The sequence below is a fragment of the Pseudomonas monachiensis genome (genome assembly GCF_047345015.1).
Taxonomy (GTDB): Bacteria; Pseudomonadota; Gammaproteobacteria; order Pseudomonadales; family Pseudomonadaceae; genus Aquipseudomonas; species Aquipseudomonas monachiensis.
The window spans coordinates 3,721,181-3,744,146 of sequence record NZ_CP178857.1 but is presented as its reverse complement, the minus strand read 5'-3'; the positions used below and the strand labels follow the sequence as shown (position 1 = coordinate 3,744,146).

General features: G+C 59.4%; 21 protein-coding genes. 5 read left to right on the top strand and 16 right to left on the bottom strand.

The window, feature by feature from the left end:
* Positions 1 to 10: 10 nt before the first annotated feature.
* The 11 genes from ACMDB8_RS16795 to ACMDB8_RS16745 form a co-directional block, all read right to left on the bottom strand.
* Positions 11 to 3,883 carry a type VI secretion protein IcmF/TssM N-terminal domain-containing protein gene (locus tag ACMDB8_RS16795; RefSeq protein ID WP_409079356.1) on the bottom strand — a complete coding sequence of 1,291 codons (3,873 nt, stop codon included), beginning with the start codon at positions 3,881 to 3,883 and terminating at the stop codon, positions 11 to 13.
* A gap of 30 nt (positions 3,884 to 3,913) precedes the next feature.
* Positions 3,914 to 4,627 carry a type IVB secretion system protein IcmH/DotU gene (gene icmH, locus ACMDB8_RS16790; RefSeq protein WP_409079355.1) on the bottom strand — a complete coding sequence of 238 codons (714 nt, stop codon included), beginning with the start codon at positions 4,625 to 4,627 and terminating at the stop codon, positions 3,914 to 3,916.
* A complete protein-coding gene (gene tssK, locus ACMDB8_RS16785; RefSeq protein WP_409079354.1) occupies positions 4,624 to 5,967 on the bottom strand; it encodes a type VI secretion system baseplate subunit TssK in 1,344 nt (447 codons plus the stop codon). Before tssK ends, icmH begins: the two co-directional genes overlap by 4 nt.
* The gene (tssJ, locus tag ACMDB8_RS16780; protein WP_082562940.1) at positions 5,964 to 6,719 is read right to left on the bottom strand and encodes a type VI secretion system lipoprotein TssJ; all 756 of its coding nucleotides are present in this window, start codon (positions 6,717 to 6,719) and stop codon (positions 5,964 to 5,966) included. The genes tssK and tssJ overlap by 4 nt, the downstream gene beginning before the upstream one ends.
* Positions 6,720 to 6,742: 23 nt before the next feature.
* Entirely contained in the window at positions 6,743 to 9,346 is a 2,604-nt protein-coding gene (tssH, locus tag ACMDB8_RS16775) for a type VI secretion system ATPase TssH (RefSeq protein WP_056723975.1), read from the bottom strand.
* Positions 9,343 to 10,413 (bottom strand): type VI secretion system baseplate subunit TssG, encoded by a 1,071-nt coding sequence (gene tssG / locus ACMDB8_RS16770; RefSeq protein ID WP_056723977.1) that lies wholly within the window; start codon positions 10,411 to 10,413, stop codon positions 9,343 to 9,345. The genes tssH and tssG overlap by 4 nt, the downstream gene beginning before the upstream one ends.
* On the bottom strand, positions 10,377 to 12,209 hold the full coding sequence (gene tssF, locus ACMDB8_RS16765; protein WP_409079353.1) for a type VI secretion system baseplate subunit TssF: 1,833 nt from the start codon (positions 12,207 to 12,209) through the stop codon (positions 10,377 to 10,379). The genes tssG and tssF overlap by 37 nt, the downstream gene beginning before the upstream one ends.
* Entirely contained in the window at positions 12,209 to 12,691 is a 483-nt protein-coding gene (gene tssE, locus ACMDB8_RS16760; protein WP_034150988.1) for a type VI secretion system baseplate subunit TssE, read from the bottom strand. Before tssE ends, tssF begins: the two co-directional genes overlap by 1 nt.
* A 25-nt stretch (positions 12,692 to 12,716) precedes the next feature.
* Entirely contained in the window at positions 12,717 to 14,219 is a 1,503-nt protein-coding gene (gene tssC / locus ACMDB8_RS16755; RefSeq protein ID WP_056723981.1) for a type VI secretion system contractile sheath large subunit, read from the bottom strand.
* Positions 14,220 to 14,229: 10 nt separating this feature from the next.
* Complete coding sequence (tssB, locus tag ACMDB8_RS16750; RefSeq protein WP_007978739.1) at positions 14,230 to 14,763, bottom strand: type VI secretion system contractile sheath small subunit; 534 nt, start codon at positions 14,761 to 14,763, stop codon at positions 14,230 to 14,232.
* 68 nt (positions 14,764 to 14,831) lie between these two features.
* On the bottom strand, positions 14,832 to 15,584 hold the full coding sequence (locus ACMDB8_RS16745; RefSeq protein ID WP_056723983.1) for a hypothetical protein: 753 nt from the start codon (positions 15,582 to 15,584) through the stop codon (positions 14,832 to 14,834).
* 702 nt (positions 15,585 to 16,286) lie between these two features.
* Here ACMDB8_RS16745 and ACMDB8_RS16740 point away from each other — a divergent pair.
* Positions 16,287 to 18,452, top strand: a complete 2,166-nt coding sequence (locus ACMDB8_RS16740; protein WP_223542077.1) for a M48 family metallopeptidase — start codon at positions 16,287 to 16,289, stop codon at positions 18,450 to 18,452.
* 35 nt (positions 18,453 to 18,487) lie between these two features.
* Here the strand turns inward: ACMDB8_RS16740 and ACMDB8_RS16735 are convergent, their stop codons facing one another.
* Positions 18,488 to 18,622, bottom strand: a complete 135-nt coding sequence (locus tag ACMDB8_RS16735) for a DUF6966 domain-containing protein (RefSeq protein ID WP_409079352.1) — start codon at positions 18,620 to 18,622, stop codon at positions 18,488 to 18,490.
* Between the two features lie 3 nt (positions 18,623 to 18,625).
* On the opposite strand from ACMDB8_RS16735, the gene ACMDB8_RS16730 reads away from it, so the two are divergent.
* Genes ACMDB8_RS16730 through ACMDB8_RS16715 form a run of 4 tightly spaced genes read left to right on the top strand, consistent with a single transcriptional unit; the run spans position 18,626 to position 20,685 of the window.
* Entirely contained in the window at positions 18,626 to 19,264 is a 639-nt protein-coding gene (locus tag ACMDB8_RS16730) for a DUF4303 domain-containing protein (RefSeq protein ID WP_223542076.1), read from the top strand.
* Positions 19,265 to 19,304: 40 nt separating this feature from the next.
* Entirely contained in the window at positions 19,305 to 19,847 is a 543-nt protein-coding gene (locus tag ACMDB8_RS16725; protein WP_056723989.1) for a CbrC family protein, read from the top strand.
* Between the two features lie 46 nt (positions 19,848 to 19,893).
* Positions 19,894 to 20,172, top strand: a complete 279-nt coding sequence (locus tag ACMDB8_RS16720; RefSeq protein WP_223542075.1) for a hypothetical protein — start codon at positions 19,894 to 19,896, stop codon at positions 20,170 to 20,172.
* A gap of 39 nt (positions 20,173 to 20,211) precedes the next feature.
* Positions 20,212 to 20,685, top strand: a complete 474-nt coding sequence (locus tag ACMDB8_RS16715; protein ID WP_056723993.1) for a hypothetical protein — start codon at positions 20,212 to 20,214, stop codon at positions 20,683 to 20,685.
* 425 nt (positions 20,686 to 21,110) lie between these two features.
* Here the strand turns inward: ACMDB8_RS16715 and ACMDB8_RS16710 are convergent, their stop codons facing one another.
* From ACMDB8_RS16710 to ACMDB8_RS16695, 4 genes are all read right to left on the bottom strand, one after another.
* Positions 21,111 to 22,019, bottom strand: coding sequence for an immunity protein Tsi6 family protein (locus ACMDB8_RS16710; RefSeq protein ID WP_409079351.1), 909 nt, complete (start codon positions 22,017 to 22,019; stop codon positions 21,111 to 21,113).
* Between the two features lie 68 nt (positions 22,020 to 22,087).
* On the bottom strand, positions 22,088 to 22,351 hold the full coding sequence (locus tag ACMDB8_RS16705; protein ID WP_056723995.1) for a hypothetical protein: 264 nt from the start codon (positions 22,349 to 22,351) through the stop codon (positions 22,088 to 22,090).
* Positions 22,338 to 22,568, bottom strand: coding sequence for a hypothetical protein (locus ACMDB8_RS16700; RefSeq protein WP_052760685.1), 231 nt, complete (start codon positions 22,566 to 22,568; stop codon positions 22,338 to 22,340). Before ACMDB8_RS16700 ends, ACMDB8_RS16705 begins: the two co-directional genes overlap by 14 nt.
* Positions 22,569 to 22,630: 62 nt before the next feature.
* Complete coding sequence (locus tag ACMDB8_RS16695; protein ID WP_046820293.1) at positions 22,631 to 22,960, bottom strand: hypothetical protein; 330 nt, start codon at positions 22,958 to 22,960, stop codon at positions 22,631 to 22,633.
* Positions 22,961 to 22,966 lie beyond the last annotated feature (6 nt).

Sequence of the window (22,966 nt, the reverse complement as noted above, 5' to 3'; positions counted from 1 at the left end):
GTTCGGCGGCTCACAGCGCTTGACCTTCTTTGGCGTTGAGCGCGCTCAATGCCTTGACGTTGGCCAGGTCCGTCAGCTTGACGCCGCCGTAGTTGCGCACGGCGAGGCTGACCGGACCACTGCTGGTGTTCCAGCTGAAGCGTTGCTGGATACCGTCCAGATCGTTGACCCGCGCGCTGTCGTTCATCCGCAGCAGGCCCCAACGGCCCGGGTAGTCGAACACCGTGATGCGTTCGCCGGAAAGGGTGACCACATCCAGGCGAGCACCCGGCGTGGTGGTCGTGCCCGGCCACGAGAAGCGGCTCCAGCTGGTCTTGCCGTTGCGGTAGTGCTGCACCTGGCCGTCGAGGGTGAAGATGATGTCGGTCAGGTTGGCGGAAGGTTCGAGCATGATCTCGAAGCCGTTGTCGCGGTCAGACAGGCTGGCGATCACCTGGCCCAACGAGCTGGCCTTGTCGATGCTGTTGACCATGTTCGGGTTGACCAGCGGCGTTGCCTTGCTGTTGCTGCTCATCCCCAGGCCTTCGCCACCGGACAGATTGCCGATTTCGTTGCGCTTGAAGTTCGGCAGCAGCCCGGATTCGGGGTCGACGAAACGCTGCAGATCCTTGACCGACGCTTCGTTGCGGCTGCCGGGCGCAATCGGGTAACGGTGCGCCATGACCTGTTCCCACGGCTTGGCAATCTGCTGTGCCCAGGCTTTGGCAATCTGCTGGCCAGCCGGGTCGCGCAGGGTTTCCCAGGCAAACTGGATCGGTGAGCTGAACAGGCCTTGCAACGAAGTGGACAGACCGCCCTGGCTGGTGTCGACGGTGGTCTCGACATAGTTGCGCACACTGGTCACTTCACTTGGCAGCCCTTCGAGGGTTTCGCTGATTAGCTGCTTGCTGCTTTTGCCAACGTCCTGGGAGCGCTGGATATTGTTCATCCGCACCTTGAGTTTGCGCAGGGCCGCGAGGTAACGGTCCATGATCGTGCTGTCGGCGCCTTCGGCGTTTTGCACCGCAAACACCCGCGACACTGGCTCGAAGCGCTTGGCCAGGCTGCCGTCGTCGACCGCTGGCAAAGGTGAAGTCAACGTGCTTGGCGATGCATTTTTCCCGTCGAAAATCCCGGTGACGCTGCTCCAGAATCCGTCATCGGGCTTGATGCCCGCTGGCAGGGTTTCGCGAGGGGCAGGGACATCCCATTGGGTGTTGTCGTTGACCGCCGCCAGGAGGATTTTCACCGGCGAGTTCTGCACGTCGCTGAGCAGCGACAGTTGCTGGGTCGCATTGGCCATGTCGGTGAAATGGCGAATACCGACGCTGTCGATGAGGGTGTACCAGGCTTGCGTGTAGTCGCGCTTGTAGCGCGTCATGAATTCACGGATGAAGTTGGCCTTCTGCACGATGCTGTCGGCGCCTTCGCCGTCGAGCACCCAGTCCGATTCGTTTTGCAGGTTGCCCGACACCAGTTTGATCAGCTCTGGCTTGACGAATTGCTCCCAGCCCTGGCGGGTGAAAATCGCCGGAACCGCTTCGGTGCCGTACAGCAACTGGCGGCCGGGCATTGGCACCAGGTCGCTCAAGCCAACGGCCGGGAACTGACGGCCGGATTCGAGTTGCAGGCGCAGGTATTCACGGTCCACCAGCGAGCTGGAAATCATGAAGGACTTGAGGCTGTTGCGGGTTTCGCTGATGAGCTGCTCGTTGCGCGACAAGGTCGGTGCCTGGCCATTCTTGAGCAATTGCACATAGACCGGCGAGTTGTCCTGAATCACCGCCGTGCTGACAGGATTGTCGGCACTGGCAGTATTGGCCCAGGCCACCGGCAATGCAGCGCCGACGAATTCAGGGTCTGGATGGGTGCCCGGTTGCGTGAGCATCAGGTAGAGCTTCAGCGCGTTGTAGGACTCGATGATGGACGCGACTTGCCGCTCATCCAGCCGGCCGAGCATTTCCTCGGACAGCGAAAGCCCACCGGTGGTCGCCGACAAATCAGCGGCATCGCTCGCGGTGGCAGGGTTGCGCAGTGCCGTCAGCGCGTCCCCCCGTGCCTTGTTGGCGGCACCCTTGGCGGCACCGGTCAGGCGGCTGGCAACATCACCGCCACTGCGCGGCAGGTTGTTCAAGCGCACCGGCAGTTTCTGGCCCTGCACGCGGGCCTTGAGCGAGTCGGCTTTGTTTGACGCAGGCACAAAGCTGTTCTGCGCATCCATGGTCTTGGCGAACTCATTGAAGGCGCGCATCTGCAATTGCAGTTGCAAGGTGACCGGTTCCAGCGCCTGGGTACGCAGTTGCTGCAAGTAGGCGGCCTGCGCGACGCGGTAGATGTCATCACCACGATAAAGGCCTGCGCCAAGTTGCAGCGGCACGCCTTTGGCACGGTGCTTCTCGATGGCCGAGAGTTGCTCGTGCAGCAGTTCCAGGCCTTGGCCCGAAGCGAGCAACCCGGCACGCTCCGGGGACTGTTGCAGCTCGGTCAGTTGCCCGCGCAATGTGGCCAGCCATTGGCGGTTGTTCTGGAACGACAGGCCTTGCCAGCCAATGAACGCAACCCCGGCCAGTACCGCCAGGCCCAGCAGGGCAGGGCTGGCGGAGGTGTTCTTGCCCAGGCGCGACTGATAGAGGGTCAGGTCACGGTCGGGGAAGATCACCCGACGGAACGTATCGGTGATGAAGTAGCTGCGGTCGCTGATTTTCTTGCCGCTGCTTGGCTGCGGTTGCTCATGTTCCGCTTGCAATGCAAACGACTCGGCCAGGTCGTCTTCATACACCTGGCTCAACTGCTGGTCGGTCTGCAAGGCGCTGGTGAAATACAGCCCGCGCAGCAACAGTGGCGCACCGCTGCGACCGGTCTCGGCGAAGTGCTGGAGAAACTGCTCCAGCACCCCCGACAGCTCGGCGAAATAGTTCGGGAAGTTCAGCAGGGCGCTGTTGGCATCGGCGCCCAAGGCAATCATCTGGGCGTCGACGTGACGGCGAATATGGCCGTGCAGGTTGGCCAGCTTGGCATCCAGCACCGGGCGCAAGCCCTGGTTGCGGATCTCGGACAAGCCGAAGGTCATGCCCAGCGGTTGCTGGCGCTCGTTCAGGTCCAGGCCTTCAAATGCCTGGCTGAAGCCCGGCAGTTGATCGGTCTTGCTCAGCATCAGGTAGATCGGCGGACTGGCGTCCAGGCAATCGTTGTATTCCTCGATGCGCGACACCAGTTGGGCGGCCAGTTCGTTGCGCTCGGCGGCGCTGCACGCCAGCAGTTCCGGCAGGCTCACCACCAACACCAGACCGTTGACCGCGGCCTTGCTGCGCTGCTTTTTCAGCATGCGCAGGAAGGCGGCGAATTCGCTGGCCGACGGGTCGTCCCGCAGGTAGCGACCGGCCGTGTCGATCATCACGGCCTCGGGGCTGAAATACCAATCGCAATGCTGGGTGCCGCTTTGGGTGTCATTGGCGCTGCTGGCAATGCTTGCGGACAGGCCCGAACGGGTCAGCAACGAGGTCTTGCCCGCTGCCGACATGCCGATGACCAGGTACCACGGCAAATCGTAAAGCGCCGACGAACCGCCGCCACCGGCCGAACGGTCGGCGCGCAGCATGGCGATGGCATGCTTGAGGCGTTCGCGCAGCACTTGCTGATCGCGGAATTCACCAGTGGATTTGAGCGAACGATCGACTTCGATCTGCACCAGGTTTTCAAGGTTGTGCTCGGCGCGGATGCGCTTGTACTGACGCAGCACAATGATCAGCAGGTAGAAGGCGCTGACGATCGCCATTGCCTCCAGCGCATAACCGCGCAGCCAGCTCACGTGCGGGGCCACGAACCAGCAGACCGCCACGCTCGCCAGCCACAGGACGGGAACGAGGAACCAAAAACTTTTCAACGAGCGCAATAATGTCTTCATGTCTTCCTGACTCGATTACCTGACCTGTTTTCAGGCACTGAACAGCTGGCTGATTTGTTCGGACAATGCGGCCAGGTCTTTGCCCAGCAACCAGTCCAGCGTCAGGTAGACACCCGCGCAGACCAGCGCAATCAGTGCCAGGTAGAGCCAGAGGGGCACCTCATGGCGCAGCATCTGCGAGACCTGGTCGGGCAACGCCCAGTCAGGCGAGAGGGCCTTGGGGGTCTTGCGAAAGCGCGCGATGTCCTGGCCCAGGGTATTGGCCAGGTAACGCAGCTGGTCCTTTTGCCCGAGGCTGAACTTGCCTTCGAAACCCAGGGCCAGGCACAGGTGGTAAACCTCGAGCACGTCGAGGTTCTGTTTGACGTCGCCACGCAGTGCATCGATTTTTTCGAAGAAACCTTCGCCGGCCAGGTGCACGCCGAAATAGCGGAACTGCAGCGGCTGCAATTCAAAGTGCCGGCGCAACTCGTTGTCCCCGGAGCGCAACACGCTTTCATCGAGGAAGGCACACAGGGCGTACTGGGTGTCTTTCACCTGTTCAACGCTGTAGTTGGCGCCACGGGCATCGCGTTCCAGCGCCTTGAAGAAGGTGTCGACGCTCGCCTCGAAGGCGCTGACCGAAGTCACCTGGCGACCCTTGCGCACGATCAGCGCCATGCTGATGAAATCCTGCACCAGATCTTTGAGGGTCGGTTTTTCACGGGCGGCCGCAACGGCGCCTTGCAGTACGGCTTCGGTCATTTGAGTACCGCCATCAGTTCAAGCTTGAGGTTGGTGAACGCGCTGGGCGCATAGAAAGAGATGGCCTGGGCACTCATCATTCGCTCGTACACCCGGCCATGGGGTTCGATGGAGAAGTAGTGATTGTCCAGTCGCACCGGAATCGCATTGGGCAGGCGTGTCGAGTGATTGAGGGTGACCCCCGGCATGGCGCTGTTGACCACCACTTCGATGTCTTCCGGCGAGCCGACCTTGAACGCTCGCGGCACCAGTTCCAGCAGGCTCGCCCCCGGCATGTCGGCGTGCACGGAGATGTAGAAGTCCGCCTCCGCCAGTCGTGAGTCGTGCAACTGCCCTTGCCAGTACGAGGGTTTGGTCTGGGTCAGGTTGATCACCACACACTGGTTCGGCACCACGTTGTCGAGCAGCACGCGAATCATTTCGTCGAGCTTGACCAGCGAGGCCGCCGGGTCGTGGTGGTCGTACTCGGGGATGTCGTTGAGCTGGGTGTCCAGCGAGAACGTCAGCAAGCCGCCGGCGAGTTCGGCCAGGAACAGATACAAGCGCTCGGGGTGCAGGCGCGGATGCGCGAGCAGGTGGGCCAGGGCCGGGTGGGCACGGTTCACCGTGTTCAACAGCCAGAACAGGGTCACGTCGCTGGAACCGAACTCGGCGATCTGGTCCGCGCGCTCGCGACGACGGCCCGACAGCGCCTTGCTCTTGGATTGCAGGGCGCCGAGCAAACGCTTGCCCAGTCCGATCAGGGTGTCGTGGGTGCCCAGGTGCAGCGTCGGGTGCACAAAATGCCCGTCGAGGTTGAAGCCACCGATGTTGTTGCGCGACAGCCGGGCAATCGGGCACCAGGTGTAGCCATCGAGGTTGTCGCCGTCGATCAGCATCACCACGTTCAGGCGCAGGCTGGTGATTTCGTTTTCCAGGTCGCCTTCGTTGAGGTCCGGCAAGGTGTCGAACTGCTTGCGAAAGCGTCGCCCGGTCTTTTGTTCCTGGCCGTCTTCGACGTAATTCAGGCCGAAGGGCTCCGGCAGCTTCAGCGCGGCGTAGACCTTCAGGTCGTTACCCTTGAGCAAATCCTTCAAGTCACGAGCCGCCGGCAGCGGGTCGTGCTGCGGTGCGTCGAACAGGCTGCCGTCGGGAAACACCAGCTTCAGCCGCTTGAGTTGCAGGGAGCCGGTGGCGAGGGCTTCCTCGTCCACTTCCAGCAACTGCACGCCCCAGTGAAAAGGCGTGTTGCGCAGGGTCGCCTGCGCCAGCTGATGCTGGTGGAACTCATCCTGATACTGGAAATGTTGTGGCAAAAGGAACATGCCTTCGGACCACATCACCCGGCTTTGCTTACTCATTGAGCGCCTTCCAATAATGAATTCAATTTCGAGTCCACGGCTTTTTGCGCAGAGCCAACGGCTTTGTCCTGGACCTTTTGCACCACGGCGTCCTGAACACGTTCGGTCAGTGTCGGTTCGGCAGACGGGTCGGGCTGGGCGGTGGCCTTAGCCAGTTGCTCCTGGGTCTTGGGTTTGTCCAGGACATCGACACCGCTGACGGCGGACACGGTGTTGTTGTCCACCAGCACCCGCAGACCGTCGGAGGAGAACCAGATGCCGTCCTTGCGCAGGGAGTTGGCATCAAACGCGACCTTCCAGTGGCTGTTCTCGTCGGTGCGGAAAAAAGCCGCGACACCGACATAGCCCGCCGCCTTGTTCAGCGGCCACTTGTCGACTTGCCCCATGCCCGGCAACAGGGTGATTTCGCGGTTTTCGATCAGCGTATTACCGAGAGCCTTTTGCGGGTCGTCCCACAGCGAGTCGGCATCCACCGAGGCAAAGCGCTCCAGCGACGTCAGCTGGTACACGCGCAGCACCACCGAAAGCGGTTTGCCGGACGCGTCGGGATTGAGCTGGTTACCGCCGTCGGACGTCAGGATGACTTTCTCGTTGTCGTCGAACAGCATGTCGCCGGCCCACGTGTCGTCCACGCGCTTGCCGACCCGGTCGGTGACGCCACAGGCGCTCAGTACCGCCATCATCGCCACCGCCGTCAGGCATTTGGCCAATGCCGTTTTCGCGGGACGCTTCCCTGAATATCTCTTGTCCATGACCACTACCTGTAAATGCCCGATCAGTTCAGGCGATAGGCGAAATCGCCGTCGCTGCCCAACTCGATGTTCAAACTCTGAATCGGTTTGTCCTGCGCCATGCGCTCCAGCACCCGTTGCGCCAGTTCCGGCATCAGGGTCTTGGACAGAATGTTGTCGATGTTGCGGGCGCCGCTGTCGACTTCCGTGCAGCGCGAGGCAATGGCCTTGACCAGCGCCTCGTCATAGCTCAGGACAGCCTGATGATTACGCTCGAAGCGCTGGCGAATGCGCGCAAGCTTGAGTGCGACGATGCGCTCCAGAATCGCGTCCTTGACCGGGTAGTAGGGGACGATGGTCAGGCGGCCGAGGAAGGCCGGCTTGAACACCTGGTTCAATTCGTCACGCAGCCCTTCGACGATATCTTCCGGCGTCGGTTGCGGCTGGGCATTGAGGCACCACTGCATGATGCGGTCGGTGCCGGTGTTGGACGTGAGGATGATCACGGTGTTGCGGAAGTTGATCTCGCGACCTTCGCCGTCATCCAGCACGCCTTTGTCGAACACCTGGAAAAACAGTTCGAGCACGTCCGGGTGGGCCTTTTCCACTTCATCGAGCAGTACCACGCTGTAAGGCTTGCGCCGCACGGCTTCGGTCAGCACGCCGCCCTCGCCATAGCCGACATAACCCGGAGGCGAACCCTTGAGACTGGAGACGGTGTGGGCTTCCTGGTACTCGGACATGTTGATGGTGATGACGTTACGCTCGCCGCCGTACAGGGTGTCGGCCAGCGCCAGTGCGGTTTCGGTCTTGCCGACGCCGCTCGGGCCGAGCAACAGGAACACGCCGATCGGTTTGTTCGGGTCTTCCATGCGTGCGCGGGAAATCTTGATGCGCTTGCCGATTTCCTGCAGTGCGTGGTCCTGGCCGAGCACCCGTTCGCCCAGCAATGCCGGCAGGCGCTGCACGGTGTCGATTTCGTCGCGCAGCATCTTGCCCAGCGGGATGCCGGTCCAGCCGGAGATCACTTCACCGATGGTGCCGCCATCCACCAGGGCATGCACCAGCGGTTGCTCACCCTGGACGCTGGCCAGTTCGGCGCGCACCGCGGCAATCTCCTGGGTATCCGGTGCCTGATTTTCCGGATGGCTGAGGGCGCCGAGTTTTTCCACCAGTTGCAGCTCGCGTTGCCATTGCTGTTCGAGGGCATCGCGGGCCTGCTGTTCGCTCAGCAGTTCGGTGTTGAGGGCGGTCAGGCGGCGGGCATGGTCGCTGCCTTTGGCGGCTTCCTGTTGCAGTACCGAGATCTCCGCCTGCAGATTGTCGATCTGGCGCTTGCAGTCTTCCAGCGGCCCCGGCTGTGCCGATTGCCCCAGGGCGACCCGGGCGCAAGCGGTGTCCAGCACACTGACGGCTTTGTCCGGCAGTTGGCGCCCGGTGATGTAGCGATTGGACAGGCGCACGGCCTGCACCAGCGCTTCGTCCATCACCGTGACTTTGTGATGTTCCTGCATCTTGGCCAGCAGGCCGCGCAGCATGTGGATCGCCTTGTCTTCGTCCGGCTCTTCGACCTTCACCACCTGGAAGCGACGGGCGAGGGCGGCATCTTTCTCGAAGTACTTCTTGTACTCGGCCCAGGTGGTCGCCGCGATGGTGCGCAATTCGCCGCGAGCCAGGGCTGGCTTGAGCAGGTTGGCGGCATCGTTCTGCCCGGCCTGGCCGCCCGAACCGATCAGGGTGTGCGCTTCGTCGATGAACAGAATGATCGGGTGCAGGCTGCGCTTGGTTTCTTCGATGACTGACTTGAGGCGGTTTTCGAATTCGCCTTTCACCCCGGCACCGGCTTGCAACAAACCGAGGTCCAGGGTATGGATGGCGACACCTTTGAGCACCGACGGCACGTCACCCTGGATGATGCGCAGGGCCAGGCCTTCGACCACGGCGGTTTTGCCGACGCCAGCCTCACCGGTGAGGATCGGGTTGTTCTGGCGGCGGCGGGTGAGGATGTCGACCATCTGCCGCACCTCGAACTCGCGACCCAGTACCGGATCGATCCGGCCTTCGCGAGCGCTTTGCGTGAGGTTGATGGTGTACTGATCGAGGGCCGGTGTCTTGCCGTTGCCTTTGACCGGGCTGGTGTTGGCGGCTTCTGCAGTGCCCAGCGGTTTGGCCAGGGCCGATTCGGCGCTGCCTTCCACCAAGGCGTTGAGGTTCACGCGCAAATCGTCGGCGTTGATCTTCTCCAGCTCGGCCGCCCCCGCGATCACCACCCGGCGCAGTTCGTCGTCATCGAGCAAAGCCTGCAACAGATGACCGGTGCGGATCTGTGCCTGGCCGAACTCGATGGAGGCCAGGACCCACGCCTGTTCGATCATGCGGGTCAGGTGCGGCGACAGCGCCGGGGTGCGCGTATTGCCCTTCTTGAACGTCCCCAGTGCCGTCACCAACTGCGCCTGCAAGCGCTCAGGCACCACGTCGTAATGACGCAGGATGGCCGGCAGGTCGTTGTCGTGGCCGTCGAGCAATTGCAACAACAGGTGCTCGATTTCGACATCGTAGTGGTGTTCCGACAGACACAGTGCCGCGGCGCTTTCGGTGGCGGTACGGCTGGTGTCGTTGAGCTTGGCGAACAGGGACTTCAGGTTCACAGGGAGATCCCATCAAAAGGAATGTGGAAGAGCGCGCAACGGGAGGGTTCCACGTCGACGCCTGGTCGTTTGAGCCAGCCGAGCCGGCCCAGCGAAAGATTGCCCTGGCGACCCAGGCGGGCGACGGGTACGGACTGCGGTTTGAGCTTTGGCGCCAACTGGAAATCGAGTTCCGCGCCCACATAGAAACGCACCAGTTCCACCAGCTTCCGGTAGTCCTCGGTGCCTGGCTGGAAGCGTTGATAGTCGGCCAGTTCCAGCGGGCCCATCTCGATGCGCACGCACGACTGATAGTCCCAGACCCGATTGCCGGCGACGGCGCTTTGCCCGAGCACGGCGTTCTTGCGCCCCAGTTGCGTGCATTGGCTGGCGTCGAGTTTCAGCCAGCGACCGGCAAACGGCTTGACCTTGAATGGCAGCGAAAAATAGAAAGCCAGCATCACTTCCAGGTTCAACGCGTTGCGTGGCTTCTGGGCGAACAGGCCGGAGAAATAGCTGAACAATTCACGGCGCAGGGGCGAGCCTTGTTTGTCGAATTTCTGCTTCTGCGCTTCGGGGCCGAAACCCACCAGGTTGAGCAGGTAGCGGTCGAAATCCGAGGTGCCGTTGCGTTCGTACTCGATGTAGAACTTGTACTTTTGCCAGGCCTCGTAGAACAGCGTGGTCATGCGGTGCGAAAAGATGTCGAGGAACGCATGGGCCGCGTCATCCCGGTACTGGATGTGCCGCTCGATCAACAGCTCGGTGTACGGACGCGGCAACACGCCCGACGGCCCGACCAGCCCCATGAAGGTGACTTGCATCTCGGACAGCGGCAGGCCGGCCACGGACACCTTGCCTTCACGCTCGAATTGCAAATCGCTGACTTCACTGGCCGGGAAGTTGAGCGACAGCTGCGAGCGAAAACGCAAAGGGTCTTCGTGCGGTCGGGTTTGCAGGTCCATGCGCCCGGTTCTGCTGTAATGCAGGCGAAGCAAGCGCACCAACTGGAAAAACTCGAATCGGTGCGGCTCAGCCCGTGCCTGGTCGATCAGACCAGGGGTTGATCGCCGGTTCGCGGTGGCCATTGGACGACTCTCTTTTCGCGCTGCAAGGTGCGAAGGGTTAATTGGGTAAAGCTGTTCATCGAGCAGTACTGACCAAAGAAGTGATCGAGCACCATGCCGAACAAAAACACACCGCTGCCGGTGTACTGGCTTTCATCGAAATTAAGGGTGATGCCGACGCCGCGCACGAAGTTCGGCCGCGGGTGGCCGATGCGCGCGACCACAGGTTCGCTGCTGACCGAGACGATGCCGTTGATCTGTTTGCGGATCGCCGACACGTTGCGGTAGTTGTAGAGCGACAACAGCTCCAGCAGCACCTCGCGACCGCGGGACACCAGCGACATGTGGTTCAGCGACAGGTGCGAAATCAGCCGCCAGATCACCCCGTTGCCCAAGGGCACGCGCGCGGTGGCGGTGGGCTTGCGCAGGCAGCGGATGTCCTTGATCACCGAGTTACCGGGGATATTGAAATCGCCGCGCTCGCCGCCGAACGGCAACATCAGGGGCAGGTCACGGTTGCTGCAGGTCAGGCGGATGCTCAACGCATCGTTGTTGGCCTCCATCAACCCCAGCTCGCGATCCACCACCCGGATAAACACGTTCGAGCCATCGCGCTGGCCGCTCTGTACCGCTCGGCGCCGGGCAATCCAGAAGCTTTGGCCCGGGCCCTGATCGCCACGAGGTTCGAAAAACGGATGGCAGGTGCCGACCTGATCGATGCCGCCGACCTTGCGCACGCGCCGCACGCGATCGATGGACACCACTTCGGCCGAGCCTTGCAGGCGCACATCCGGCGTCACTGCGTATTCGTGCTGGGCGTGGGTCAACTTGATCGGCTCGGCCTGCTGGCGGAACAGGTTGATGATCGGCGTGCAATTGAGCTTGAAGTTATTGCGCCCGATGTTTTGCGTCAGGCGCGCCAGGCGGTCGCTCAGGTCGTAGTCGGAAAAGTAGAAATTGACCTCGACTTTCTCGACGTCCTTGCCCGCCAGAATCCGCGCAAAACCCGACAGGTCGAAGAACATGAATTTGTCGGGGAAGGTGAAGTATTCGTGCAGCAGGCGGTAGCCGAGGAACGAGCGCTCGGAGTAGTCCACCAGGCCTTCGTCCAGACCATAACCGACGGCTTTCAACGCGTTGGCCGGCAAGACGACCTCGCGGGTGCGCCCCTGATCTTCAAAGGTCAGCGTGGCCTTGGCCAGGTTGTTGAACAGCAATTCGTACAGTTGCAGCATCAACGTGCTTTCGCCGTCGAGGAAGAACCGCAGGCGGTCCAGTTCCAGCTTGCCGAACAACACGTCGGAGGTCGCCACCAGGCCGATGCGCAGGCGCGCGACCAGGTCAGCGCTGTGGCCGTTGAACGCCGAGCGTTCCATCTCGATAAACGATGCCTGTTGCACCGACACCGGCCACAGCTCGACCGGGTAGCAGGTGCGGAATTTACACACCACGCCATCGATCGGGTTGGCGCTGAGTTCGGTATGCCGGGGCACACGGAAGGCTTCGGTGACTTTTTCCTGCTTGCCCAGATTGAATTCGACGATCGACATCGACGGGGTAGGGCGCAGGTAATGCGGGTACAGCACCTCGAGAAACGACTCGACGATTTCCGGCAGCTCGTCGTCGAGTTTTTTGTGCACCCGCGCCGACAGGAACGAGAAGGCCTCGATCAAGCGCTCGGTATGCGGGTCTTCGCAGTTATCGCCCTCGATGAGCAACCGCGAAGCGATTTTCGGGTACTGGCTCGCGAACTCCTGGCCCAAAAAGCGCAGGTGCGACAGTTCCTTTTCGTAATAGGGCAGCAGATCGTCGAGCATCAGTTGAGGTTCTGCACTTTGTATTCCTGGGTGTTGACCTGCAGCACCGCGTCGAAGGACACCTGGCGGGTGACGTCTTGCAGGCGCAGGACCGCGTCCACGCGAAAGGTCAGCATGCGTTGGCCGGTCTGTTGGGCGAGCAGTTGCACTTTGACGCTGCGAAAGCGCCGGTCGCCGACCGTGATCGCTTTCTCCAGTTGCCGCTGGATCAACAGGCGATCCTTCGGATCAAGCACGCTGCGGCTGGTGAAATCCGGCATGCCGTAGTCGAGGATGCTGCCGCTCAGGTTGACGAAACCGTCCAGCTCGTTGGCGACCAGGGACTGGCGGGTGTTGACCAGGATTTCCAGGTCGCGAACGATGCTGGCCTTGTAATCGGCCAGCGAACACAAGCGCTGCGATGACGCTTCGATGGACTGATGCGGACGATCGTCCAGCAATCGGTCCAGCAGTGATGGCAACAGCTTGTGTTGACTGGTCATGGTGCCTCCCTGGCAATGTGCCCGATCAGCCGCGGGTCGATTGCGGCAATTCAGCGACCAGGCGCAACGAAGCGGTCAGCTCGTCCAGTTGGTAGTGCGGGCGCAGGTAGGTCACGGCCTTGTACACCCCCGGCTTGCCCGGCACCTCGAACACCTCGGCGCGGGCTTCGCGCAACGGGAACTTGGCCTTGGCTTCCTGGCTCGCGGTGTCGTCCAGCAGCACGTAGCTCGACAGCCACTTGTTGAGGAACAGCTCGACGTCCTTGCGCGAGGCGAAGCTGCCGATCTTGTCGCGCATGATCGCCTTCATGTAGTGGGCGATGCGCGAGGTGGCGAAGATGTACTGCAACTGCGCGGAAAGCCGGGCGTTGGCATTGGCGATGTCGGTGTTGTACTGCTTCTGCTTCTGCGCCGACTGGGTGCCGAAGAACGCGGCGTAGTCGGTGCCTTTGCAGTGCACCAGCGGAATGAAACCGAGGTCCGACAGCTCTTTTTCACGGCGGTCGGTGATGGCGATTTCGGTCGGGCACTTGAGGGCGATTTCACCGTCATCGGTCTTGAACGTGTGGGTCGGCAGACCTTCCACCAGGCCACCACCCTCGACACCACGGATCGCCACGCACCAGCCGTAGCGGGAAAACGCATCGGTGACCCGGGTGCCCAGCGCGTAGGCGGCGTTCATCCACAGGTATTTGTTGTGGTCGCGGCCATCGACGCTTTCGACGAAGTTGAATTCCTCGACCGGCGTGGTATCCGGGCCGTAAGGCAGGCGACCGAGCACGTGGGGCAGGGTCAGGCCGACATAACGGGAGTCTTCGGAGGCGCGGAACGACTTCCACTTGGCGTATTCGACGGTGTCGAAAATCTTCGCCAGGTCCCGTGGTCCGGACATGTCGGTGAACGAATCCCAGCCGAACAGCTCAGGCGAGGCCGCCGAGATGAACGGTGCGTGGGCGGCCGCGGCGACGTGGGAAATCTCTTCGAGCAGGTACATGTCTTCCGGGCTGCGGTTGAACTCGTAGTCACCCAACAGCATGCCGAACGGTGCACCGCCGAAGGTGCCGTATTCTTCTTCGTAGATCTTCTTGAACAGCGCGCTCTGGTCGAATTCGGAAGCGGCCTTGAGGTCACGCACCAGGTCTTTCTTCGACGCATTGAGCAGGTGGATCTTCAGCGTGGTACTGGTTTCGGTCTGGTCGACCTGATACTTCAGGCCGCGCCAGGACGCTTCCAGCTGCTGGAACTCACTGGCGTGCATGATCTCGTTCATCTGCTCGGAGAGCATCGCGTCGATCTCGGCGATGCGCGCATCGAGCACGGCGATCAGGTCCTTGCTCGGCGTCATTTCGCCTTCCAGGATCTGGTTGACCAATTCACCGATCAGGTCGCGGGTGCGGGTGCGCTCGGTCTCGGAGCGGGCCACGCGGCTTTGCGAAATGATGCTGTCGAGCAACGAGGATTGCGCGGTGAAGCTATCCACTTCAACCAGCGTGCTGTCCTGTTGAGTCACGGTTTGCTTGTCGTTCATCGTCAGGCTCCTACGCTTTGCCGTCGGTGGCTGGAACGGCGGCTTCACGGCCGAATTCCTTGCCCAGGGTTTTCAACTTCTCGGTGTTCTGCAACACGTCCATCAGCAGCTCTTCGAGCTTGTCGTTGCCGCCCATCTTGTTGCGCAGGTCCGCCAGCTTGTTGCGCACTTCCAGCAGCTTGCGCAGCGGCTCGACCTGCTTGACCACGTTCTGCGGTTCGAAGTCTTCGAGGGCGTTGAAGTTGAGCTCGACCCCCAGCTGCGTGCCGTTCTTGGCCAAGGTGTTGTCGACGCGGTAGGTCAGGCGCGGCTTGATGCCCTTGAGCACGCCGTTGAAGTTGTCGCGGTCGATGAAAATGAACTTGCGGTCCTTGAGCTTCGGCAGCGGCTCCAGCGGGTTGCCGGAGAAATCGCCCAGCACACCGACGACAAAGGGCAGCTCTTTCTTTTCCTGAGCGTCACCGATATCCACGTCGTAGGTGATATGGACCCGAGGCGCGCGAACGCGGTCGAGTTTGTGCTGGGTACTTTCCTTCTTCGCCATCGTGATCTCCTGTGCGATCAATTCGCTGCAAGTCGTTTGCGTGTCGGTCCAATGCCTGGCCGGGCGCGTTACATTCCTTCGATCGTCAGCAGCAGGCGCTGACGGATTTCATCGTTCATTTCCATGATGTTGGCGTGGCCCACCAGCTCTTCGAAGCTGGTGTTGCCGGCGATCTGGGTGCTGCTGCGGATCACCGCCTCGTCGGGCAGTTGCGAGCGAACCGGCGAGCTGATGACGCAGAAGGGCAGGTCGCCGAACTCCTTCAAGCGTTCGAAACTGACGGGAAAACGCAGGCCTTCGAGCAGGCGGCTGATGCCGGGCGACTTGCTCAGGCAGTAGAACAGCACCAGGTAATGCACCACGAAGCGGTACAGTTCGGCGCTGCTGCGATTGGGGTCTTTGATGACGGTGCGAAAACGGGCCAGGTCGAACGAACTGAAGCCCACCACCCAGCGCACGGGGCTGGTGATGCGAATGGATTGGCCGCTTTGGGACAGCACCTTGTCGTACTCCAGCGCAAACAGTTGCGGAGTGGTGCTGAGCAGGTTGAGGGGCACTTCGAGTTCGTTGACCAGTTGGAACGGAGCACCCGAGCCGATGCGGTCGTAGAGCTCCTTGAGTTCCTTGAAGTGGTGCTGGGTTTCGCGGCCGCTGCTGCGTTGCGCACCCTGCAGGTACTCACCGAAAAACGCTTGCGGACGGATCAGCAAAGCCAGGGTCGCCAGGTAGTCCGAAGCCTGCGCCTTGAGCGCATCGGAAATGGCCCGGGTCTGGCTTCGCAGCTTGATCAATGCTTCAACATCAAAAAACGTCTGAGTCATCGGTACATCGTCCTTGAACACTGCGCGACGACTACCCGGATATACACGGGAGTACGTGCGCAGCGACTAATTTCTCGATTGAACGTCTGTTCACGAGTTGTGATTGCTGATGTTTCACATCAAAAAATCACACTGCCAGGAATCATTGGGAGTGCGATGCTGGCATATGGATATCGAGTTGCCAGTAACGTCGTGTATGGCAACAGGATGTGTAGGAAAGTTCCTACGAGGCGGGGATTTTTTCTTTTTTTTGTTACGTGTCGCAATGATGTCTGGTTGCCATCATTTGCCGGATCTGAATGGCGGAAGTGTCTGAAACCCAATAAATTCAATGGTTTCAGGCAAATAATGGATCCAATTTTTAATTGAAAAAAATTGAAAAAAGGTGAACCGGTTCACCCAATGCCCGCTTGATGATCCGCTGAGGAAAAGGTTGAAGGATAAGTGTCATATAACCGACAAGGAAGTGATGGCATCTCGAGGTGTCCGGGATATACGAGGCGTCCATTCCATTGCTGAACGAGTGTTCGGGCACTATGGCGTTACATATCGACGATATTTCTGTATAACGCGCCAGGTACGACTGCGCCCCATAACTTTCATGTCGGGCCGTGCAATAGCGTGAGGGCTTCCGGGCCTTTGTTAAATGGAATTTATGCGCGCCACGGATGTAAGGCGACGCGACTATTGAGGCCCTGTCTCATGAGAACGTTGAAACTCATTGCTGTACTTATTCTCCTGCCGCTTTGCCTTGGTTTGTTTGGCGCCTGGGAGTTACAACGCAGTACCGAGAGCATCAAGGAGTTCGCTGATATCAACGCCGAACTGGGCGAGATGCATGTCGAACTCGAAGCGATGGTTGCCAAACCGTTCTCCCGCTCGGCCACAGTCGATATCAACGGTGAACGCATGGGTGTCCACCTGGCTTTATCGCGCGTTACCCAGGCCGAGCACGAACTGACCATCTTGCAACCGGTGGCTGCCGTGATGAGCAACCTGGCCAAGGGTGCCATCACCCTCGGCCTCCTGGCTTCCCTGGTCGGCGTGCTGGGGCTGCTGGGTCTGCGTTGGGCCGGTGCCCGCGCGAGCCATTCCCGTGAACGATTGCTGCACACCTTCAGCCGAGTGAGTCGCCTGTTGCCGTATCTGCTGGTGGGGCACATTGTCGCCATGGGCGCGGCGGTAGCGGCCATTCTCGGTTTCGAAGGCCTGGGGCTGTGGCACATGGGGAAAATGGCCGCCGGTGAATTCAAGCTGATGCTCATCGTGTTGATGCTGATGCTCGGTTTCCTGTATTCGATCTGGCAGATGGGCAAGCAGCTGCCGGTCATGCTGCGCATGTTCCAGTCCACACCGATGAACGTTCTGGGCCAGGTGGCCACACCGCAACAGGCGCCAGCGTTGTGGGCCTATGTTCGCCAGCTGGCGGATCAACTCGGCGCGCTGGCACCCGAGCACATCGTGCTGGGCATGACCGAAGGCTTTTACGTCACCTCCAGCGACGTCACCCTGCTCCCGGCAGGCACCGCGCTCAAAGGCCGCACCCTGCACGTGCCGATGATGTACCTGGGCTTGCTCGATTCGGCAGAAACCGGCGCGGTCATCGGTCACGAACTGGCGCACTTCGCCGGTGCCGATACCGAGTACAGCCTGCGTTTCGTACCGATCTACGAGGGTATCGGCCGCAGTCTCGGCGTGATTGCCGAAACCATGCTGCAAAGCGATGTGCTGCAACGCACGACGCTGTGGCCGGCCTTCATGCTCGGTGAGTATTTCATGGAGCGTTTCGATCACGCGGTGAACCATTGGAGCCGCGTGCGGGAACTGGCGGCGGACGCGGCGGGCGCGCAGTTGGCGGGGAACATTGCCATCGCTTCGGCGCTGGTGCGTATTTCGGCCATCGACCCGTTGTTGCAACAGTGTGTATTTACCCGTGTGTCGCAAGCGACCAACCCGGGTGCCGGGTACGTCCCGCCCCACGACTTGCCAACCAGCGTCGTGCAGGAATTGGCCGCGCAGCCGCTGACCCTGCCCGAGGAGGAAATGGCAGCCAGCCTGCCGCATCCATCGGACACCCATCCCTCCAATCTTGAGCGGCTGGCGTCCCTGCAAGTCACGGTCGAAGAGGCCGTCAGCCGCGGCACCCGCCCGATCAACGCGGCACAAGCCTGCGCCGCGATGGATCACTATTTCGCCGACCCCCAGGCATTGCGTGCGCGCATTACCGAGGACTTCCTCGGCCACTACGTGGAGCAGGACGCGGCGGTTGTGCAGGAGTTGCGTAGCCATGCCGGCAATGCCACGGAGGAAGTCCGACTGCATGAAGGCGCACGATTGCGCGGGTGGATTACCTTGATTTGTTTCTCGCTTTTCATGTTGTTGGGCTTGGGGCTGCTGGTCTTGCCGTGGCTGTTGCCGCAGGCTTCAGGGAGTAACAAATCGATGATACTGGCTGCTGGTGGGGTGCTCGTCGTATTGATGGCATGCCTGCTGCCATTCTCGTTGCGCTTGCTCAAGCGGGCGAACAAGACCGCGTTGTTGCTGACGCCCGAGCACTTCGTTTTTGCCAACCTCAAGGCACCACTGCCGATCCGGCACGTCGCTGATTTTGGTCTGCAAATGGGCCAGGGGCTGCACTTGAATCTGCTGCTGGAAGACGATGCTCCGATGCCTGAGTTGGCCTCGCGCTCGTTCTTTTCGCCTGATGCGAAGCTCGACAAGAAAAAGCGCTGGGTCCAGTTACAGTTGATTCAGTTCTGTCGGGACGACAAAAAGCTCAAGAATGAGCAATTGGCGGAACTGATCGGCACCTACCTCAATGCAGGCACTGCGCGGCACTTGCTGCAGCAGCGATTCGAGCAGGCCTGAAGGCTTTCAGCATTGGCAAGCGTGGGGCGCCGGGTTCAATGGCTCCCTGCGCAAAGCTGATGAAGATCTGATAGCAGCCCTTGCAGTTCGTTGTTTTCGTCCAGCAAGGGTTTTGCATTTTCATACAGAACAACGTCGTTGATTGAGCCCATGCCGCCGTACAGCGACATCAGATGAAACAACGCGTACGCCGTATCCTGGGGCAGCGGCCGCCCGCCTTTCTGTTCAGGGCCAGGGAAGTGGTCGGCGATGTTGAGGGCACGGATATGGATGGTTTCATGAGGTTCTTTTTTTTAATGAGCGACTCGGGCCAGATCAACGACCATTTTCAGCGAGATGTTCAGGTAGCGTGCAAGAAGGCCATCGAGCAATTTCGCCAAGCGCACCCCACCGCCGATGTCTGTGGGTTTGCGCTGTACTCAGACGCGGATGCGCGGACGCTGGTGCCGTCGTTCAACACGGCTGATCACTTGGCGCGCGTGCAGGCTGAAGAACCTGCTGAGCAGGCGTATTTCAAATGGTCACCCGCTGAATGGAGCCACGAAACCTTCGGTGGCGAACACTTCAACGTCCTGTCGAGCCTGTTGTGGGACTTGGCTGATTCGATTCCCGATGAAGATTTTGAACGTCACCGCGCACTCGTCTTCGAACACTGTGTTGCGGCCTTGAAGCCGCTGACGACGTGCGCGTTTGAGAACGCCATTTATGTATTCGCAGTCTCTGACTCTCAAAGCGTGCCGGAAGAAATCGCCTGGATTACGCAACTCAATACCCCCGAGCAAGCCCTCGAATTCAAGACATGGTTAGAGTAGGTCGAGCAATGAAAGGCATGCACTTAACAAGGATGCGTACATGACACTGCCCCACTTTATTTATCATCCCGATCCCGTCGGTAGCGGTTCGGTGCAAGCCTCTTACGCCACTTGCGTGAGCTGCAATCAGGCGCGAGGCTACATTTATGTGGGCCCGGTATACGCCATTGATGAATACGAAAACTGCATCTGCCCTTGGTGCATTGCCGACGGGAGTGCGCACCAGCGTCTGGGCGCAACGTTTGTCGATGACGAGAGTATCGGCCTGGACGGCGAAGACACGCTGAGCGAGGAGCAGATCGCCGAAGTCAGCCAGCGCACGCCTGGTTTTAATGGCTGGCAGCAAGAGTGCTGGCTGACTCACTGCGACGACGCAGCCGAGTTTGTCGGTAAGGCCGGCCATGCAGAGTTGCTTGAACTGGGCCCAGCAGCCATCGCCGCCGTTCAGGACTCAACAGGATTGGAGGACGGTCCACAGTGGCGAGCGTTCTTAAATGCCCTGGATAAGGATCATGGGCCTACCGCCTACCTGTTCAAATGTCGCCACTGCGCCACGCTGGGCGCTTACCAAGACAGCCATTGATACCCAAAGTGCTCAATCCGTGGCGACCCACAAGGAAGAATCTCTGATGACCGACGATCACACCCCCGACTTCACCAAAGTCCCCACCGGCATGCTGCCGTTCCCACCTGTTGAAGACGTGTTTGTCGCCGATCAACTGGAACTGGCCAACCATCTGCACCCTTTGTTCAGCTTAGATATCAGCACCGTAAACCCCGAGTGGTCGGGCGTGCTGCACATGCTCAGCCCGTTGGAACCGTACGAGGGCTTTGTCGGCGAGCTGAACGAGCGGGACGGGTGCCATGGCTACCATTACCGGACGGCCGGTGCAAACAGAGCCGATTGAAGGCTTGGTGCTATTCACCTTCGATTACAGTTGAATCCCATGAACAAGACCGAACTGCAAACTCTTGTAGTCAGGGTTAAAAAGTATCTCTTGATTATCTTTTTGCTCTGCCTTGTAGGCGTTTTCATCTATGCGTACCTGCACAAACCGGAATTTCCTTCCGAGGTAGTCCTGAAGCAAGACTTCATTCCGGGGCAGTCGATCTACATCGTTCAAGATGCCAGGGATCCAGATGAGCCCAAAAACCTGAGGTTCTACGTCAACAATGGCGACGGCAGGAATAATGAGACGATGAAGGTGCTCCTCGGCAAGACCCCGGCCTTCCTGGTCTCGGACACTGACTTGAAGGACGTGGTAATCCAGCGTGTCTCCAACGGCCTGCACATCAAACTCAAAGGCGCAGTCTCGAATTACCAGAGCAACCTTTACCTTGAAGACGGCGACACTTACACCACCTACCGTGTAAGCCTTGAGCAAGTCGAAACGCGACCGCCCTTGCCGAGCGGTCGGTAAGCTTATTTCAGCAAGGCAACCACTGCGCAGACAACCGCAATCACCAGCGCCGGCCACTGCATCGGAATAAAAAGAAGTGGTGGCGAACGCCATCGGCGTGAACCCGGCGATTCAATACAAAGCCCAGTACAACATTGATGGCTGAACCAATACGTTCCCAACAGTGCGGCAACCGCCAAAACCCTCGATTACAGCCTGAAGCGCTGGGTAGCGCTGACACACTACCTGGAACTGGTGCCAACTTAAATTTAAGTGCACACCCTGTCTGGGCTTTTCGGGGCTGGGTAGATGACTTTGCCGGACGCTTAATACGGTGTGTTCGCCAGACGCTTACGATTCGCTATCCATAGGATTCCGTTGTCGCCGCGGTACCACGTTTCGGTCACTACGTTACCTTTAGCGTTATCCGTGAAGTCGCAGCAATTTCATGTGCGAGGAAGACTTTCCGGTGGCAACCCGTTAGGCAGCTGAATCTTCAGACCGCGTGCGATCTGAATGCCTATGTAGAAGGCATCCCCCAGTACGCCAGCAAGTTCAGGATCGTCGGCTTCAAACTCTTTGCTGGCCCAAACGCCGATGGTCAATTGGTGCAACCGGGCTTTATCTTTTTCAACGCCCAGCAACACGTTCTTGATGAATTGCAACTGGATTAACGAGCTTGAATAAATCTGGAATTCTGGACAGCCGTTGTATCTCAGGGCGGTGATGGTGATCGCATTGTCAATGTAGTCGAGGGCAGTTGTCGGCGTTTTCAAGAGGCGGTCCCTCTCGGTACCAACGTCTTGATTGCTGCGCGACGCCACGTATTGATCAAACATTCGGACCTGCTCTCCAATCCGGGCAGAGTCTCGATTGGAGTCAACATGTTTTCTATAGGTAAGGAATTGTTCCGATTGTGGTCCATGGGCCAACAGCGAAACAATGGCCGCACATTGTATGAGCCAATAGATTTCGAACGAGGATTCGGTACCTCGACAATAACCAATATCTGTCCCCTTGCCGTACAAGTCACGAGCCAGTTGGCTGGCTTTATCGCGGTTTATCATCGCCTCTGATGTCCATCCGGCCCGGTCATTTGCGATGACGAATACCCGATAACGCTGCAACAGGAGGGCATCCACTAGCGTCAGGTCCGGGCAGGCAGGGGGCATCAACGGTACAAAAACCTCTGGCTCACGATTGTTCGGCAGCCAGGACAGGTTCCTTTCCACTCGGGAAGGTTGCTTGTCCACTTCGGTCAAGGTGGCTGCATCGACAACCTGCTCGGTGGGGGCGGGTGGAGGAGCGGGCTTTTGTCTGAAAAAGGTTTTCAAGCGCTTCAGTAGTTTTGACATGGAGGTAGCCGTTCAAGGATTTTGATTTCGAGGACAGCGGTCCATTGGTCCGGAGTGACGAGCTTGCCTTAGATAGCCGTTCCTCTATTGGCCCCCGGCTGCACAATCAGCAGGTCATCCAGCTCTCTGCGGCGACAGCTCATGGCAAACGCCAGGGCCGTATCAAGATCCGTTTGGAAGAGATCGAAGTTTGCCCGGTCAATTTGGTAATACTCCTCGTAGTCGACCATGCCGTTGCTGACTGGAATCGACAGGTAAAGGCGACCTGTAGTCTCCTCGACGCCTAAGGCAAACATATGTTCACGGCTTTTGAAAACGTCACTGAATTTCATCGTGTCCTTGATCTGGTGGTTGGCGGTTTTTATCTTCGCGCATTCTGGATTTAATGAGTTTGTACGATGACCAGTCGCGACCACCAATCAGCTCAATGTAAAAGTTCGCGTAAGCGCCGTTCAGATCACCCAGCATTCTCAGATTTGTTTCGTCGAAAAGGCGGTGGCCAGGAATAATGTCTTCGTTGGCGAAACGCTCGCCTTTCTGAATAGCCATTCAATCCTTACCGCGTTGCAGTACGCCTTGCTTGAGTCAAAGGGCTACAGCATTTTATGTGCTTATGTAGGTTTCGGATTACTGTTCTTCTTTTCTTCCATCTGGGCTTTCAGTCGACGTAGCGTCGGGGATTCTCCTCCGATCAGTTCGATTTTAAACTCCGCAAAAGCGTGCTCAAGCTCTGCATATTGCTGCAACCCCTCCTCAGTGAACAGATAGCGTCCAGGGATATCCCGCCATTCCATAGGTGTGCGGATTTGACCACGCTCGGCCAAATCCATCAGAGGGGCCAGTTCTAGATCCAATTTAGCTGCAGCAGGGTCTTTTGCCTTTAATGCATCGATGGCTGCCCGTAGCTTCAGGGTCTTTTCTTTAAGTTTTTCGATATCCATAGGAGG

Excerpts from the sequence above, each read along its gene's own strand:
- ACMDB8_RS16795 (WP_409079356.1), bottom strand. The coding sequence starts at position 3,883 with ATGAAGACATTATTGCGCTCGTTGAAAAGTTTTTGGTTCCTCGTTCCC.
- icmH (WP_409079355.1), bottom strand. The coding sequence starts at position 4,627 with ATGACCGAAGCCGTACTGCAAGGCGCCGTTGCGGCCGCCCGTGAAAAA.
- tssK (WP_409079354.1), bottom strand. The coding sequence starts at position 5,967 with ATGAGTAAGCAAAGCCGGGTGATGTGGTCCGAAGGCATGTTCCTTTTG.
- tssJ (WP_082562940.1), bottom strand. The coding sequence starts at position 6,719 with ATGGACAAGAGATATTCAGGGAAGCGTCCCGCGAAAACGGCATTGGCC.
- tssG (WP_056723977.1), bottom strand. The coding sequence starts at position 10,413 with ATGGCCACCGCGAACCGGCGATCAACCCCTGGTCTGATCGACCAGGCA.
- tssF (WP_409079353.1), bottom strand. The coding sequence starts at position 12,209 with ATGCTCGACGATCTGCTGCCCTATTACGAAAAGGAACTGTCGCACCTG.
- tssE (WP_034150988.1), bottom strand. The coding sequence starts at position 12,691 with ATGACCAGTCAACACAAGCTGTTGCCATCACTGCTGGACCGATTGCTG.
- tssC (WP_056723981.1), bottom strand. The coding sequence starts at position 14,219 with ATGAACGACAAGCAAACCGTGACTCAACAGGACAGCACGCTGGTTGAA.
- tssB (WP_007978739.1), bottom strand. The coding sequence starts at position 14,763 with ATGGCGAAGAAGGAAAGTACCCAGCACAAACTCGACCGCGTTCGCGCG.
- ACMDB8_RS16745 (WP_056723983.1), bottom strand. The coding sequence starts at position 15,584 with ATGACTCAGACGTTTTTTGATGTTGAAGCATTGATCAAGCTGCGAAGC.
- ACMDB8_RS16740 (WP_223542077.1), top strand. The coding sequence starts at position 16,287 with ATGAGAACGTTGAAACTCATTGCTGTACTTATTCTCCTGCCGCTTTGC.
- ACMDB8_RS16735 (WP_409079352.1), bottom strand. The coding sequence starts at position 18,622 with ATGTCGCTGTACGGCGGCATGGGCTCAATCAACGACGTTGTTCTGTAT.
- ACMDB8_RS16730 (WP_223542076.1), top strand. The coding sequence starts at position 18,626 with ATGAAACAACGCGTACGCCGTATCCTGGGGCAGCGGCCGCCCGCCTTT.
- ACMDB8_RS16725 (WP_056723989.1), top strand. The coding sequence starts at position 19,305 with ATGACACTGCCCCACTTTATTTATCATCCCGATCCCGTCGGTAGCGGT.
- ACMDB8_RS16720 (WP_223542075.1), top strand. The coding sequence starts at position 19,894 with ATGACCGACGATCACACCCCCGACTTCACCAAAGTCCCCACCGGCATG.
- ACMDB8_RS16715 (WP_056723993.1), top strand. The coding sequence starts at position 20,212 with ATGAACAAGACCGAACTGCAAACTCTTGTAGTCAGGGTTAAAAAGTAT.
- ACMDB8_RS16710 (WP_409079351.1), bottom strand. The coding sequence starts at position 22,019 with ATGTCAAAACTACTGAAGCGCTTGAAAACCTTTTTCAGACAAAAGCCC.
- ACMDB8_RS16705 (WP_056723995.1), bottom strand. The coding sequence starts at position 22,351 with ATGAAATTCAGTGACGTTTTCAAAAGCCGTGAACATATGTTTGCCTTA.
- ACMDB8_RS16700 (WP_052760685.1), bottom strand. The coding sequence starts at position 22,568 with ATGGCTATTCAGAAAGGCGAGCGTTTCGCCAACGAAGACATTATTCCT.
- ACMDB8_RS16695 (WP_046820293.1), bottom strand. The coding sequence starts at position 22,960 with ATGGATATCGAAAAACTTAAAGAAAAGACCCTGAAGCTACGGGCAGCC.